The sequence below is a fragment of the Citrobacter sp. Cs237 genome (genome assembly GCF_030332325.1).
GTDB classification, from domain to species: domain Bacteria; phylum Pseudomonadota; class Gammaproteobacteria; order Enterobacterales; family Enterobacteriaceae; genus Citrobacter_A; species Citrobacter_A sedlakii.
Genome location: NZ_JAOWIB010000102.1, coordinates 105,299 through 120,245, shown reverse-complemented (window position 1 = coordinate 120,245; position 14,947 = coordinate 105,299). Strand labels below are relative to the sequence as shown.

General features: G+C 53.5%; 12 protein-coding genes. 8 read left to right on the top strand and 4 right to left on the bottom strand.

The genetic code is table 11. The features are described from left to right. Positions 1 to 46 precede the first annotated feature (46 nt). Entirely contained in the window at positions 47 to 2,188 is a 2,142-nt protein-coding gene (gene pta / locus OGY07_RS10100; protein WP_286600301.1) for a phosphate acetyltransferase, read from the bottom strand. Between the two features lie 78 nt (positions 2,189 to 2,266). Next, positions 2,267 to 3,469: an acetate kinase gene (ackA, locus tag OGY07_RS10095; RefSeq protein ID WP_042290701.1), complete on the bottom strand. Its 1,203-nt coding sequence runs from the start codon at positions 3,467 to 3,469 to the stop codon at positions 2,267 to 2,269. 339 nt (positions 3,470 to 3,808) lie between these two features. Here ackA and yfbV point away from each other — a divergent pair, with 339 nt between their 5' ends. The 4 genes from yfbV to OGY07_RS10075 all read left to right on the top strand — a co-directional run bounded on the left by yfbV (position 3,809) and on the right by OGY07_RS10075 (position 7,430). Next, positions 3,809 to 4,264, top strand: coding sequence for a terminus macrodomain insulation protein YfbV (yfbV, locus tag OGY07_RS10090; RefSeq protein ID WP_042290699.1), 456 nt, complete (start codon positions 3,809 to 3,811; stop codon positions 4,262 to 4,264). Positions 4,265 to 4,356: 92 nt separating this feature from the next. Continuing rightward, on the top strand, positions 4,357 to 4,851 hold the full coding sequence (locus OGY07_RS10085) for a YfbU family protein (RefSeq protein ID WP_042290698.1): 495 nt from the start codon (positions 4,357 to 4,359) through the stop codon (positions 4,849 to 4,851). A gap of 10 nt (positions 4,852 to 4,861) precedes the next feature. Further along, complete coding sequence (locus OGY07_RS10080; RefSeq protein ID WP_060570108.1) at positions 4,862 to 5,521, top strand: sugar phosphatase; 660 nt, start codon at positions 4,862 to 4,864, stop codon at positions 5,519 to 5,521. A 76-nt stretch (positions 5,522 to 5,597) separates the two neighbouring features. Further along, positions 5,598 to 7,430, top strand: coding sequence for an SLC13 family permease (locus OGY07_RS10075; RefSeq protein ID WP_286600296.1), 1,833 nt, complete (start codon positions 5,598 to 5,600; stop codon positions 7,428 to 7,430). A 53-nt stretch (positions 7,431 to 7,483) separates the two neighbouring features. Here OGY07_RS10075 and yfbR read toward each other — a convergent pair whose 3' ends face one another. Both yfbR and alaA read right to left on the bottom strand, forming a co-directional pair. Further along, positions 7,484 to 8,083, bottom strand: a complete 600-nt coding sequence (yfbR, locus tag OGY07_RS10070; RefSeq protein ID WP_042290691.1) for a 5'-deoxynucleotidase — start codon at positions 8,081 to 8,083, stop codon at positions 7,484 to 7,486. Positions 8,084 to 8,184: 101 nt separating this feature from the next. Beyond that, positions 8,185 to 9,402, bottom strand: a complete 1,218-nt coding sequence (gene alaA / locus OGY07_RS10065) for an alanine transaminase AlaA (RefSeq protein WP_042290688.1) — start codon at positions 9,400 to 9,402, stop codon at positions 8,185 to 8,187. A gap of 926 nt (positions 9,403 to 10,328) precedes the next feature. Here alaA and lrhA point away from each other — a divergent pair. The 4 genes from lrhA to nuoC all read left to right on the top strand — a co-directional run bounded on the left by lrhA (position 10,329) and on the right by nuoC (position 14,945). After that, positions 10,329 to 11,267 (top strand): transcriptional regulator LrhA, encoded by a 939-nt coding sequence (gene lrhA / locus OGY07_RS10060; protein ID WP_042290686.1) that lies wholly within the window; start codon positions 10,329 to 10,331, stop codon positions 11,265 to 11,267. 627 nt (positions 11,268 to 11,894) lie between these two features. Beyond that, complete coding sequence (gene nuoA / locus OGY07_RS10055) at positions 11,895 to 12,338, top strand: NADH-quinone oxidoreductase subunit NuoA (RefSeq protein ID WP_042317806.1); 444 nt, start codon at positions 11,895 to 11,897, stop codon at positions 12,336 to 12,338. A 15-nt stretch (positions 12,339 to 12,353) separates the two neighbouring features. After that, positions 12,354 to 13,016, top strand: a complete 663-nt coding sequence (gene nuoB, locus OGY07_RS10050) for an NADH-quinone oxidoreductase subunit NuoB (RefSeq protein WP_003028075.1) — start codon at positions 12,354 to 12,356, stop codon at positions 13,014 to 13,016. A 126-nt stretch (positions 13,017 to 13,142) separates the two neighbouring features. Then, on the top strand, positions 13,143 to 14,945 hold the full coding sequence (gene nuoC / locus OGY07_RS10045) for an NADH-quinone oxidoreductase subunit C/D (RefSeq protein ID WP_082636826.1): 1,803 nt from the start codon (positions 13,143 to 13,145) through the stop codon (positions 14,943 to 14,945). Positions 14,946 to 14,947: the final 2 nt, after the last annotated feature.

Here is a 14,947-nt window from a genome sequence, read left to right as displayed (position 1 = left end):
GGTATTAACCCCCTTACTCGCTTAAGTGGCGAGAGGGGGAAAACGATTAGCCCTGCTGGGAAGACTGAATCGCGGTCAGTGCGATAGTGTAGACGATATCGTCTACCAGCGCGCCACGAGACAGGTCGTTCACCGGCTTGCGCATACCCTGCAGCATCGGCCCGATGGAGATCAGGTCGGCTGAACGCTGTACCGCTTTGTAGGTGGTGTTACCCGTGTTCAGATCCGGGAAGATAAACACGGTAGCGCGACCGGCAACCGGGGAGTTCGGCGCTTTGGATTTCGCCACGTCAGCCATTACCGCCGCGTCGTACTGCAGCGGACCGTCGATCATCAGGTCAGGACGTTTTTCCTGCGCAATGCGGGTCGCTTCACGGACTTTCTCTACGTCGCTACCTGCACCAGAGGTACCGGTAGAGTAGGAGAGCATCGCCACGCGCGGTTCGATACCGAAAGCAATTGCCGATTCAGCGGACTGAATGGCGATCTCAGCCAGTTGCTCAGCGGTCGGATCCGGGTTGATCGCGCAGTCGCCGTAAACATATACCTGTTCCGGCAGCAGCATAAAGAACACGGAAGAAACCAGGGAGCTACCCGGTGCGGTTTTGATCAGCTGCAGAGGCGGACGGATAGTGTTCGCGGTGGTGTGAACCGCACCGGACACCAGACCGTCAACTTCATCCTGCTCCAGCATCAGCGTACCGAGCACCACGTTGTCTTCCAGCTGTTCGCGGGCAACGGTTTCGGTCATGCCTTTGCTCTTACGCAGTTCGACCAGACGAGCGACATAGCTTTCGCGAACCACTTCCGGGTCAACGATTTCAATGCCGGCACCCAGCTCAACGCCCTGAGAAGCGGCAACGCGGTTGATTTCATCCGGGTTACCTAACAGTACGCAGGTTGCGATACCGCGTTCAGCGCAGATCGCCGCCGCTTTCACGGTACGCGGCTCGTCGCCTTCCGGCAGGACCACACGCTTACCGGCTTTACGCGCCAGTTCGGTCAGCTGATAGCGGAACGCCGGCGGAGACAGACGGCGGCTACGCTCGGAGGTCGCGGTCAGAGAGTCAATCCAGTCAGCGTTGATGTAGTTAGCCACGTACTCCTGAACTTTCTCGATGCGCTCGTGATCGTCAACCGGCACTTCCAGGTTGAAGCTCTGCAGGCTCAGGGAGGTCTGCCAGGTGTTGGTGTTCACCATGAATACCGGCAGGCCGGTCGCAAATGCGCGCTCGCACAGTTTAGAAATGCGCGCGTCCATTTCGTAGCCGCCGGTCAGCAGCAGGGCGCCGATTTCCACGCCGTTCATCGCGGCCAGGCAGGCGGCAACCAGCACGTCAGGACGGTCTGCGGATGTGACCAGCAGAGAACCGGCGCGGAAGTGCTCCAGCATGTGCGGAATGCTGCGCGCGCAGAAGGTCACAGATTTCACGCGACGGGTGTTGATATCGCCTTCGTTGACGATTGTCGCGTTCAGGTGACGCGCCATATCGATCGCACGGGTGGCGATCAGATCAAAGCTCCACGGCACCGCGCCCAGAACCGGCAGCGGGCTGCTTGCGCTCAGTTGCGCCGGATCCACTTTGATCACCTGCGCTTTTGACGAGTCGTCAAAAATCTCGGACAGGTCCGGACGGGTACGGCCCTGTTCATCCACCGGCGCGTTCAGTTTATTAACGATAACGCCCGTGATGTTGGTGTTTTTAGCGCCGCCGAAGCTGCTGCGCGTCAGTTCGATACGCTCGTTCAGCTGTTCCGGGGTGTCGGTACCCTGAGACATGACGAAAACGATTTCCGCGTTCAGCGTTTTTGCGATTTCGTAGTTCAGAGACTGCGCGAACTGGTGTTTACGGGTCGGAACCAGACCTTCAACCAGCACGACTTCCGCGTCTTTGGTGTTCGCGTGGTAGTTCGCGATGATCTCTTCCATCAGCACATCTTTCTGATTGCTGGACAGCAGAGATTCAACGTGGCTCATCTTCAACGGTTCAGCCGCTGGCAGATTGGAGTTCGCGCGAACGATAGTGGTGGTCTGGTCTGGCGCATCGCCGCCAGCACGCGGCTGAGCGATGGGCTTAAAGACGCTCAGACGAACGCCTTTGCGTTCCATAGCACGGATGACGCCGAGGCTGACGCTGGTCAGGCCGACGCTGGTTCCGGTAGGGATCAGCATAATAATTCGGGACACGATTTATCCTCTTTCGTTACCGCCGACATCGGCGGGTGACAAAACAGCACCGCCAGCATGGTGGCTGGCGGTGTGGTATCAGGCAGTCAGACGGCTCGCGTCTTGCGCGATAACCAGTTCTTCGTTGGTTGGGATCACCACTGCAGGACGGGTGCCTTCTTTGTTGATGAAGCCAGATTTACCGAAGCGTGCGGCCAGGTTACGTTCGTGATCGACTTCAAAGCCCAGCACGCCCAGTTTGCCCAGAGACAGTTCGCGAACCATCGCGGCGTTTTCACCAATGCCCCCGGTGAACACGACAGCGTCCAGACGACCTTCCATCAGCGCAGTGTAGGAGCCGATGTATTTCGCCAGGCGGTGGCAGTAAACGTCCATCGCGCGCTTGGCGTCTTCTTTGGTCGCGTAGTTGTCTTCGACATAACGGCAATCGCTGGTCACTTCGGTCAGACCCAGCAGGCCGGACTCTTTGGTCAGCATCTTGTTGATCTGGTCAACGCTCATGCCCAGGGTGTCGTGCAGGTGGAAGATAATCGCCGGATCGATATCGCCGGAACGGGTACCCATCACCAGACCTTCCAGCGGAGTCAGACCCATAGAGGTATCAACGCACTTGCCGTTACGGATAGCGGAAACGGAACCGCCGTTGCCCAGGTGGCAGGTGATGATGTTCAGTTCTTCAACCGGCTTGTTCAGCATTTTTGCCGCTTCCTGAGTCACGAAGAAGTGGCTGGTGCCGTGTGCGCCATAACGACGAACGCCGTGTTCTTTGTACAGGCTGTACGGCAGGGCATACAGGTAAGATTCTTCCGGCATCGTTTGGTGGAACGCGGTGTCAAACACGGCGACGTTCTTGTCTTTCAGCTGCGGGAAGGATTTCAGTGCTTCGGCGATACCGATCAGGTGGGCCGGGTTATGCAGCGGTGCAAAAGAGGCGGAATCTTTGATACCCTGAATCACGGAGTCATCAATAACGACGGAGCTGGTGTACTTCTCGCCGCCGTGTACGATACGGTGACCGATTGCAGTCAACTGCGCAGACAGTTCTGGTTTTTGTGCCAGAATAGTATTAACGATAAAGTTCAGCGCTTCACTGTGAGCGGCGCCTGCGCCTAAAGCCGCTTCTTGTTTACTGCCGTCCATTTTCCATTTGATACGGGCTTCTGGAAGATGGAAACATTCGGCTAAACCAGAAAGGTATTCTTCACCATTAACTGCATCGATGATTGCAAATTTCAGTGAGGAGCTACCGCAGTTCAGAACCAGTACTAACTTACTCGACATGGAAGTACCTATTATTGATACGTGGCTAAAAAAACGTCAGGGAGCCATAGAGCGTAGCGCAGTGTGACGCTGACATTTATGATTAACATCATGCGCAGTTGTCTTTTTTGGCATGATGGAAGAAATACCTATGAGTCTATGCCATTTTGCGTATTTTTCAGCCAATGGCATACTATATGTCAATTTGACGACTCAATACTTTTGGACTACAGGCCAATGACAGGCCGCTACAGGATACCTGATAGTGGGTAGCAATGACAAAATGTTTTGAACGTTGTCCCTCATAGTTGTTGTTTTGCACAATTTTTTGAATTTTTATATGTGAAGTTGAGGTAAGCCATGTCGACGCCGGATCACCGCTCCGTAAATTTTTTCAGCCTTTTTCGCCGGGGGCAGCACTACTCGAAGACGTGGCCGATGGAAAAGCGCCTTGCGCCCGTCTTTGTGGAGAATCGCGTTATTCGGATGACCCGCTACGCCATCCGCTTTATGCCGCCGATTGCCGTTTTTACCCTGTGCTGGCAAATCGCCCTCGGCGGTCAATTGGGACCGGCCGTCGCCACCGCGCTGTTCGCGCTCAGTTTACCCATGCAGGGGCTGTGGTGGCTGGGTAAACGTTCCGTTACGCCGCTACCGCCTACAATTTTGAACTGGTTTTACGAAGTCAGGGGCAAATTACAGGAAGCCGGACAGGCGCTGGCCCCGGTTGAAGGCAAGCCGGACTACCAGGCGCTGGCTGACACGCTTAAGCGCGCCTTCAAACAACTGGATAAAACTTTCCTTGATGATTTGTAATTGACCCCGGATTACGCATATAAAAGAAGGCATATTGATGCCTTCTTTTTTTTCACTTTTTTCACCGCAGTAGAGTGATACAGGAGTCCCAAATGGAAATGACCAACGCTCAACGTCTTATTTTGTCTAACCAGTACAAAATGATGACCATGCTCGACCCGACCAACGCCGAGCGTTATCGTCGCCTGCAAACCATTATTGAACGCGGCTATGGCCTGCAAATGCGCGAACTGGATCGCGAGTTTGGCGAGCTTAAAGAAGAGACCTGCCGCACGGTGATCGACATCATGGAGATGTACCACGCGCTGCATGTTTCCTGGGCTAACCTGAAAGATGCGCAAAGCATCGACGAACGTCGCGTGACCTTCCTCGGCTTCGACGCCGCCACAGAGGCGCGTTACCTCGGCTATGTTCGTTTTATGGTCAATGTCGAAGGACGCTATACCCATTTTGACGCCGGCACGCACGGCTTCAACGCGCAAACCCCCATGTGGGAGAAGTACCAGCGCATGCTGAGCGCATGGCACGCCTGCCCGCGTCAATACCACCTGAGCGCCAACGAAATTAACCAAATTATCAACGCCTGAGGAGGTACACGTGCAGTGTAAAGGCTTTCTGTTTGATCTGGATGGAACGCTGGTCGATTCACTCCCCGCCGTCGAGCGAGCATGGTGTAACTGGGCCGATCGTTTTGGCCTGGCGCACGATGAGGTACTCGGTTTTATTCATGGCAAGCAGGCGATTACCTCGCTGCGTCATTTTATGGCAGGTAAGCCTGAAGCGGAAATCGCCGCTGAGTTTACGCGTCTGGAGCAAATTGAAGCCACGGAAACGGCCGGCATCACTGCGCTGCCGGGGGCGATTGCCTTGCTCAACCATCTGAATAAATCCGGGATCCCGTGGGCGATTGTCACCTCTGGCTCTATGCCCGTTGCCCGCGCCCGCCATCAGGTGGCAGGGCTCCCCGCACCGGAGGTTTTTGTGACCGCCGAGCGTGTCAAACGCGGCAAGCCGGAACCGGACGCCTATCTGCTGGGCGCGCAGCTGTTGGGCCTGGCGCCCCATGAATGTGCGGTGGTGGAAGACGCGCCTGCGGGCGTGTTATCGGGCTTAGCGGCTGGCTGCCATGTTATCGCCGTTAATGCTCCGGTAGACACCCCACGTCTGGCGGACGTCGATTTTGCGCTGACCAGCCTCGAGCAGCTTTCGGTGACGAAACAGCCGAAGGGCAATGTGGTTGTACTCAGCAATACCTGATCATGATTTCGCCCCGGCTTGTCGGGGCTTTTTTATGGCAGAATCATGCCATCTTCTCATCTGACAAGGATAGGTTGTGAACGGTGAATTGATTTGGGTTCTTTCATTACTGGCTATTGCCGTAGTGTTATTTGCGACGGGCAGAGTGCGTATGGACGCGGTTGCTTTGCTGGTCATCGTGGCGTTTGTTTTGAGTGGAACGCTGACCCTCAGCGAAGCCTTTTCTGGCTTTAGCGATCCGAACGTGGTGTTGATTGCCGCGCTGTTTATTATCGGCGACGGGCTGGTGCGTACCGGCGTCGCCACTGTTATGGGCACCTGGCTGGTTAAAATGGCTGGCAGCAGCGAAATCAAAATGCTGGTGCTATTGATGCTGACCGTGGCCGGGCTGGGCGCCTTTATGAGTTCCACCGGAGTGGTTGCCATTTTTATCCCGGTGGTGTTAAGCGTCTCCATGCGTATGCAAACCTCGCCGTCGCGCCTGATGATGCCGCTCAGTTTTGCCGGGCTTATCAGCGGCATGATGACGCTGGTGGCGACGCCGCCAAACCTGGTGGTGAACAGCGAACTTCTGCGTGAAGGGTTTAGCGGATTCAGTTTTTTCAGCGTCACCCCCATCGGGCTGGTGGTCCTGGTACTGGGTATTTTCTATATGCTGCTGATGCGCTTCATGCTGAAAGGCGATCCACAGGCGCAGCAGCGTGATGGCTGGAAACGCCGCACCTTCCGCGATCTGATCAAAGAGTACCGTCTGACCGGGCGAGCGCGCCGGCTGGCGATCCGCCCCGGGTCGCCGATGATTGGTCAGCGCCTTGACGATCTCAAACTGCGCGAACGCTACGGCGCTAACGTGATTGGCGTCGAGCGTTGGCGGCGTTTTCGCCGGGTGATCGTCAACGTCAATGGGGTATCTGAATTTCGTGCGCGTGACGTTTTGTTAATTGATATGTCCGCCGCCGATGTCGATCTGCGGGAGTTCTGTAGTGAACAACTTCTGGAGCCGATGGTGCTGCGCGGCGAATATTTCTCCGATCAGGCGCTGGACGTTGGCATGGCGGAGATCTCGCTGATTCCAGAATCGGAGCTAATCGGCAAGTCGGTACGAGAGATCGGCTTTCGAACCCGCTACGGGCTGAACGTGGTTGGCCTGAAGCGTGACGGCATGGCAATCGAAGGATCGCTGGTCGACGAACCGCTGCTGATGGGCGACATTATTCTGGTGGTCGGTAACTGGAAACTGATCGGGATGCTGGCAAAGCAGGGACGAGACTTTGTGGCGCTGAACCTGCCGGAAGAGGTGAGCGAAGCATCGCCCGCGCACAGCCAGGCGCCGCACGCCATTTTCTGTCTGGTGCTGATGGTCGCACTGATGCTGACCGATGAAATCCCGAACCCCATCGCGGCGATTATCGCCTGTCTGCTGATGGGCAAATTTCGCTGTATTGACGCCGAAAGCGCCTATAAAGCGATTCACTGGCCAAGCATTATCCTGATTGTCGGCATGATGCCTTTCGCGCTGGCGCTGCAAAAAACCGGCGGCGTCGATCTGGTGGTGAAAGGACTGATGGACGTGGGCGGCGGCTACGGGCCGTATATGATGTTGGGCTGCTTGTTTGTACTGTGCGCCACCATTGGCCTGTTTATCTCGAATACGGCAACCGCGGTGCTGATGGCGCCTATCGCGCTGGCAGCGGCGAAATCAATGGGCGTATCACCCTATCCGTTTGCGATGGTGGTGGCGATGGCGGCATCCGCGGCATTTATGACGCCGGTCTCTTCGCCGGTCAACACGCTGGTGTTAGGACCGGGGAACTATAGCTTCAGCGATTTCGTGAAGCTTGGCGTACCGTTTACCGTTATCGTTATGGCGGTGTGCGTGGTGATGATCCCCATGCTGTTCCCGTTTTAACCGCAAGCCCGTCATGCCGGATGGCGGTCAATAACCGCGCCATCCGGCAAACCTTACAACGGTGAATCCTGACTGATCTCATCCAGCGACAAATGGAAACTCGGCACGAAGACCGCCATAAAATAATCCATTTCCGGGCTGCGACGGGACGCAAGCGTTTTTTCCAGCCGCGTTTTCGCCAGCAGAAACTCATTATTTCCCGCCGACAGTTCTTCCAGACATTTCAGGTAGGCGCAAAGGGCGTCGGCCTGCTTAACTATCGATTTTTCTTCATCGCTGTAAGCGTGTTCGTCAATCAGCGGCGCGAAGATATCCCGCAATTCGTCGGGCACCATATCCACCAGTTTCTGCTGGGCAATTTTTTCAATGGCTTTATATTCCTGCGCAATCTGCGAGTTGAAATATTTAACCGGCGTCGGCAGATCGCCAGTGAGTACCTCTGACGCATCATGGTACATCGCCAGCAGCGCAATACGTTCGGCATTCACCTGACCGGCAAATTTGCGATTTTTGATCGCCGCCAGCGCATGCGCCACCATCGCGACCTGTAGACTGTGCTCAGAGACGTTTTCCGTACGCACATTGCGCATCAAAGGCCAGCGGTTAATAAGTTTGAGGCGGGAGAGGTGGGCAAAAAAATGACTCTGCTTCATAGCGACCTTTTCGAGTTAACAACCTGAACGTCATTGTGTGCAGAGAAAGGGGGCGGATGCAAATACTCTTCAACGAGGCATTGCATCCGACCCGGGGCAGATTACAGCTGGTGATAACCTGACAGGAAGCGGGCAAATTTATTTAGCGACATTTCGATATCATCAATGCGCGGCAGGGTGACAATACGCACGTGATCCGGCCACGGCCAGTTAAATGCGGTCCCCTGCACCAGCAGCACTTTTTCCTGCAGCAGGAAATCGAGCACCATTTTTTGGTCGTCATGAATATTGAAACGTTTTGCGTCGATTTTCGGGAACATGTACAGCGCGCCGCGCGGCTTCACGCAGGAGACGCCTGGGATGTCGTTGATCAGTTCCCATGCGCGGTTGCGCTGCTCATAAAGACGACCACCGGGCATGATAAATTCGCTGATGCTCTGATAACCGCCCAGCGCGGTTTGAATGGCGTGCTGGGCCGGAACGTTGGCGCAAAGACGCATCGAGGCCAGCATTTCCAGTCCTTCAATGTACCCTTTAGCGTGCTTTTTCGGCCCGTTGAGCACCATCCAGCCCTGACGGAAACCGGCAACGCGGTAGGTTTTGGACAGGCCGTTAAAGGTGACAGTCAGCAGATCCGGCGCCATGGCGGCAATGGAGTGATGCTCTGCATCGTCATAGAGAATTTTGTCGTAGATCTCATCGGCAAAAATGATCAGGTTGTTCTGGCGGGCGATCTCGACGATCTCCATCAACAACGCTTTCGAATAGACAGCGCCGGTGGGGTTGTTTGGGTTAATGATGACGATGCCTCGGGTGCGCGGGGTGATTTTCGCGCGGATGTCGTCAAGATCCGGGAACCAGTCAGAAGATTCATCACAAAGATAATGCACGGCGTTACCGCCGGAGAGCGCGACCGCCGCCGTCCACAGCGGATAATCCGGCGCGGGCACCAGCATTTCATCCCCGCTATTCAGCAGCGCCTGCATCGCCTGAACAATCAATTCAGAGACGCCGTTACCGATGTAGATATCTTCAACAGTAACGTCACGCATCCCGCGCGCCTGATAATGCTGCATGATGGCTTTACGCGCGGAGTAAAGGCCTTTCGAGTCGGAATAGCCCTGTGCGGTAGGCAAATTGCGGATCACGTCGACCAGAATTTCATCGGGCGCGTCAAAACCAAAAGGGGCGGGGTTACCAATGTTCAGTTTAAGAACCTTATTGCCTTCTTCTTCAAGACGTTTCGCTTCTTTCAGAACCGGACCGCGGATGTCGTAACAGACATTATCTAATTTGCTGGATTTTTCTATGGGGGACATGAATCTTGACCTTTAAGCTGTTATCGCCACTCCCTGCCGTGGAAGTCAGCTTGAAACAATGTACTCCCCCAGCGGTGCGTTTTGAAGGCTTTGCAGAAGAAGATTTTGCAAAATTGTGAAGTGAGAATTTGCTACCAATGACTGGAATTACCTGTTTTTGTGGTTTTATATTCTGAATTTTTATTTGAAAATGGTTTTATAACCTAAGCTGTTGGCGTTGGTGGGGCTGATTCTGTTGTTTGAAAAATAACGCGACGTCGTGAAGAGGAAAAACGTTGCGTCTCTGTTATTTGCATAATTCGTAAATAGTGAACGATTAATCCTGAAGCGTGTTTATGGCCGGCGGGTGATACCGTTAGCTGTAAAACTAATGTTAAGCAAGGTTTATGATTGCCTCCAATTCATATTAATTATTATTTAATATTTAAAAAGGCTTTACGTAACGCGTTATTATTAATGAGGTAGTTTGCCGAACCTAACAAATCTTTGCATCAGATTATTCGCATTAAGGCTTATAAATAAAGTGGTTTTAGGTTAAGATACAAGGGACGAATGACGTGCGGTCCGCATTATTTGCTAATATTCAGGACGGATAAATGTGGCTAACTTACTGCCATATATGCTTATTTCTCGTTGATGTATGCTCGGCTCTTTTCTTGTTCTTACCATTTTGGCATCAGCTCGGGTAGAAATCCGCGTTCACTTAATAGGTGAGGCCGTTCTTGATGAAATATCCTGAGAAATTGCGTCAGGTATTATTACTGAAGAAAGGGAGTAGCATTTCACCCGTCACATGATATACATATTTACTTTCACCCTGTTACATCGGGATATCCTGCTAAGGAAGCGCATTACAAACGGAATTGCTTGTTTTTGTATGCACAGCATTAACGAGCTCAAAATGAGCCGCCAGTAAGTGAAAAATTATGATAAACGCAAATCGTCCGATAATTAACCTCGACCTCGATCTGCTGAGAACATTTGTTGCTGTTGCCGATCTGAACACTTTTGCAGCAGCTGCTGCTGCGGTGTGTCGTACGCAGTCGGCGGTGAGCCAGCAGATGCAGCGTCTTGAGCAACTCGTAGGGAAAGAACTTTTCGCTCGTCACGGTCGTAACAAACTGTTGACGGAACACGGCATTCAGCTTCTGGGCTATGCCCGGAAAATCTTACGTTTCAACGATGAGGCGTGCTCATCTTTGATGTTCAGCAATCTTCAGGGGGTATTAACAATCGGCGCCTCTGATGAATCTGCCGACACCATTCTGCCTTTTCTTCTGAATCGCATTAGTTCGGTTTATCCGAAATTAGCGCTGGATGTCAGGGTGAAGCGTAATGCCTATGTCGTCGACATGCTGCAGTCGCAGGAAGTCGATCTGATCGTGACCACCAATCGTCCCACTTCTGTGGACTTTCTGACGTTACGCACTTCACCTACCCACTGGTATTGCGCGGCGGAATATGTGTTGCAAAAAGGCGAACCGGTACCGCTGGTGCTACTGGACGATCCCAGCCCTTTTCGCGACGTGGTGCTAAAGACCCTGAACGCCGCGAACATTCCCTGGCGTCTGGCTTATGTGGCCTCTACGCTGCCGGCGGTTCGCGCGGCGGTGAAGGCCGGTCTTGGCGTAACGGCGCGTCCGGTTGAAATGATGAGCCCGGATCTGCGTGTACTTGGCGCCGTGGACGGTTTACCGCCGCTGCCCGACACTGAGTATCTGCTCTGTCGCGATCCGGCCAGTCAGAATGAGCTGGCGCAGGTTATCTTTCAGGCGATGGATTCCTGGCAAAATCCCTGGCAATACAGTTCGATTACCCCGGAAGGGGGAGATGACTCGGTGCTGGTCGAAGGGGATTTCGAGTAACGCTTTGCGTTCATCGGTTAAAAATTGTGTTTGTAAAAAAGAGCCACTGATGATGAAAAAACATCCAGTGGTTCTTTTTTTGTACTAATATCGTTAACGGGCAGGAGAAAAAGGGCAAAATTCCTCAAAAATCAGCGAGTAGAAATCACGCTTAACCATTGCGCAAAAAACACGCTAAAACCGAACCGCTGTTTTTGCATGTTAAAAAAAGCGAGAAATTGTTGCTGTTTTTTATGGTGAATTAACAAAAGCGTGTCACAGATCAAGAAAATACTCCCTTTTAGGGGAAGGCATTTGCCCTAATTCCTGTCAAAATAGGCGCGCTTTTTTCCTTTACCTCACTACGGACACGATTCAACAACCGCGATTTTAGGCAGTGAGTCGATCGACACGGCGCTAAAACGCATTAAATGTTAAGGTTGTTGTGGTCATGTAAATTAATGTGAGGAAACTTTTGTTAAAGTTGACAAAAGGTTATAGAAAGGAGTAAAAAACCCCATCAATTGGCTGTGTAAAACGATTTTCTACAGTGATTGTAAGGTTTTTTTTATTCCTCCCCATGAATCGATGTGGCGTTCATCTGCCGATAAGAGCAGAGAATTTGGCGCTACTTTTGATGAGTAAGCAATGAGTATGTCAACATCCACTGAAGTCATCGCTCATCACTGGGCATTCGCTATCTTTCTTATTGTTGCCATTGGCCTGTGCTGCCTGATGCTCATCGGCGGTTGGTTTTTAGGCGGTCGCGCACGCGCGAGGTCAAAAAACACCCCGTTTGAATCAGGTATCGACTCGGTCGGCACCGCCCGCTTACGCCTGTCCGCCAAGTTTTATCTGGTGGCCATGTTCTTCGTTATCTTCGACGTTGAAGCGCTGTATCTGTTCGCATGGTCAACTTCTATTCGCGAAAGCGGCTGGGTTGGCTTTGTGGAAGCCGCAATTTTTATTTTTGTGTTACTGGCAGGTCTGGTTTATCTGGTGCGTATTGGCGCGCTGGACTGGACGCCCGCGCGTTCACGCCGCGAGCGTATGAACCCGGAAACGAACAGTATCGCTAATCGTCAACGCTAACCGCGAGGCATTAAGATGGATTATACGCTCACCCGCATAGATCCTAACGGTGAGAATGACCGTTACCCCCTGCAAAAACAGGAGATCGTAACCGACCCCCTGGAGCAAGAAGTCAACAAAAACGTGTTCATGGGCAAACTGCATGACATGGTTAACTGGGGGCGTAAAAACTCTATTTGGCCGTACAACTTCGGCCTTTCCTGCTGCTACGTTGAAATGGTGACCTCGTTTACCGCCGTGCATGACGTGGCGCGTTTTGGCGCGGAAGTATTGCGTGCGTCGCCGCGTCAGGCTGACCTGATGGTAGTGGCAGGCACCTGCTTTACCAAAATGGCGCCGGTGATTCAGCGCCTTTATGACCAGATGCTGGAGCCGAAATGGGTGATCTCCATGGGCGCATGCGCTAACTCCGGCGGTATGTACGATATTTATTCGGTTGTGCAGGGGGTCGACAAATTTATCCCTGTGGATGTTTACATCCCGGGTTGCCCGCCTCGTCCGGAAGCGTACATGCAGGCGTTAATGCTGTTACAGGATTCGATCGGCAAAGAGCGCCGTCCGCTCTCCTGGGTGGTGGGCGATCAGGGCGTTTATCGCGCCAACATGCAGTCAGAGCGCGAGCGTAAGCGCGGCGAACGCATTGCAGTAACCAATCTGCGTACACCAGACGAGATTTAATTTGCGCCTGTCGGCAGCAGCGTATGACTTCGCTAATTATTAGATAGACACAAAATCGTTCAGGTCTGAAAGATGAGTGGATAAATCGCGCGAAGCTCTGTCGACAGTCACCACGGACCATTTGCAATGGTGAACAATATGACCGACTTAACCGCGCAAGACGCCGTATGGCAGACCCGGGACCACCTTGATGACCCGGTCATTGGCGAACTGCGCAACCGTTTTGGGCCGGATGCCTTTACCGTTCAGGCGACTCGCACCGGGGTACCCGTTGTTTGGATCAAGCGTGAACAATTACTGGAAGTGGGCGATTTCTTAAAGAAACTGCCGAAACCTTACGTCATGCTGTTTGACTTACACGGCATGGACGAACGTCTGCGCACGCACCGCGAAGGGTTACCCGCCGCGGATTTTTCCGTTTTCTACCACCTGATTTCCATTGAACGCAACCGCGACATCATGCTCAAGGTGGCCTTGTCTGAAAACGACCTGCACGTGCCGACATTTACCAAAGTGTTCCCGAACGCGAACTGGTACGAGCGTGAAACCTGGGACATGTTTGGTATTGAGTTTGACGGTCACCCACACCTGACACGTCTGCTGATGCCGCCGACCTGGCAAGGGCACCCGCTGCGTAAAGATTACCCGGCGCGCGCCACCGAATTCGATCCGTTTGAGCTGACCAAAGCGAAACAGGATCTGGAGATGGAAGCGCTGACCTTCAAACCGGAAGACTGGGGCATGCAGCGTGGTACCGAAAACGAGGACTTCATGTTCCTCAACCTCGGTCCAAACCACCCGTCTTCTCACGGTGCTTTCCGTATCGTTCTGCAACTCGACGGTGAAGAGATCGTCGACTGCGTGCCGGACATCGGCTACCACCACCGTGGCGCTGAAAAAATGGGCGAACGCCAGTCCTGGCACAGCTACATTCCGTATACCGACCGTATCGAATACCTCGGCGGCTGCGTCAACGAAATGCCTTACGTGCTGGCGGTAGAAAAACTGGCGGGCATCACCGTGCCGGATCGCGTCAATGTGATCCGTGTGATGCTCTCAGAGCTGTTCCGCATTAACAGCCATCTGCTGTATATCTCGACGTTTATTCAGGACGTCGGCGCAATGACGCCGGTCTTCTTTGCCTTTACCGATCGTCAGAAAATCTATGACGTGGTTGAAGCGATCACCGGTTACCGCATGCATCCGGCGTGGTTCCGCATCGGCGGCGTTGCGCACGATCTGCCGCGCGGGTGGGAAAAACTGCTGCGTGAATTCCTTGACTGGATGCCGAAGCGCCTGGCCTCGTACGAAAAAGCCGCGCTGCGTAACACCATTCTGAAAGGCCGTTCCCAGGGCGTTGCCGCCTATGGGGCGAAAGAGGCGCTGGACTGGGGCTGTACGGGCGCTGCCCTGCGCGCCACCGGTATCGATTTCGATGTGCGTAAAGCGCGTCCGTACTCTGGCTATGAAAACTTCGACTTTGAAGTGCCGGTGGGCGGCGGGGTCTCCGACTGCTATACCCGCGTAATGCTGAAAGTGGAAGAGTTGCGCCAGAGCCTGCGTATCCTTGAGCAGTGTCTCAATAACATGCCGGAAGGCCCGTTCAAAGCGGATCATCCGCTGACAACGCCGCCGCCGAAAGAGCGCACGCTGCAGCATATCGAAACCCTGATCACCCACTTCCTGCAGGTGTCCTGGGGGCCGGTCATGCCAGCGAATGAATCTTTCCAGATGATCGAAGCGACCAAAGGTATTAACAGTTATTACCTGACCAGCGATGGCAGCACCATGAGCTATCGTACCCGTATCCGTACCCCGAGCTATGCGCACCTGCAGCAGATCCCGGTGGCGGTACGCGGCAGCCTGGTGTCCGACCTGATCGTCCATCTGGGTAGTATCGATTTTGTTATGTCAGATGTGGACCGCTAATT

Bases quoted from the DNA above. Each gene is read 5' to 3' on its own strand.
- ackA (WP_042290701.1), bottom strand. From the start codon at position 3,469: ATGTCGAGTAAGTTAGTACTGGTTCTGAACTGCGGTAGCTCCTCACTG.
- yfbV (WP_042290699.1), top strand. From the start codon at position 3,809: ATGTCGACGCCGGATCACCGCTCCGTAAATTTTTTCAGCCTTTTTCGC.
- OGY07_RS10085 (WP_042290698.1), top strand. From the start codon at position 4,357: ATGGAAATGACCAACGCTCAACGTCTTATTTTGTCTAACCAGTACAAA.
- yfbR (WP_042290691.1), bottom strand. From the start codon at position 8,083: ATGAAGCAGAGTCATTTTTTTGCCCACCTCTCCCGCCTCAAACTTATT.
- alaA (WP_042290688.1), bottom strand. From the start codon at position 9,402: ATGTCCCCCATAGAAAAATCCAGCAAATTAGATAATGTCTGTTACGAC.
- lrhA (WP_042290686.1), top strand. From the start codon at position 10,329: ATGATAAACGCAAATCGTCCGATAATTAACCTCGACCTCGATCTGCTG.
- nuoA (WP_042317806.1), top strand. From the start codon at position 11,895: ATGAGTATGTCAACATCCACTGAAGTCATCGCTCATCACTGGGCATTC.
- nuoB (WP_003028075.1), top strand. From the start codon at position 12,354: ATGGATTATACGCTCACCCGCATAGATCCTAACGGTGAGAATGACCGT.
- nuoC (WP_082636826.1), top strand. From the start codon at position 13,143: ATGGTGAACAATATGACCGACTTAACCGCGCAAGACGCCGTATGGCAG.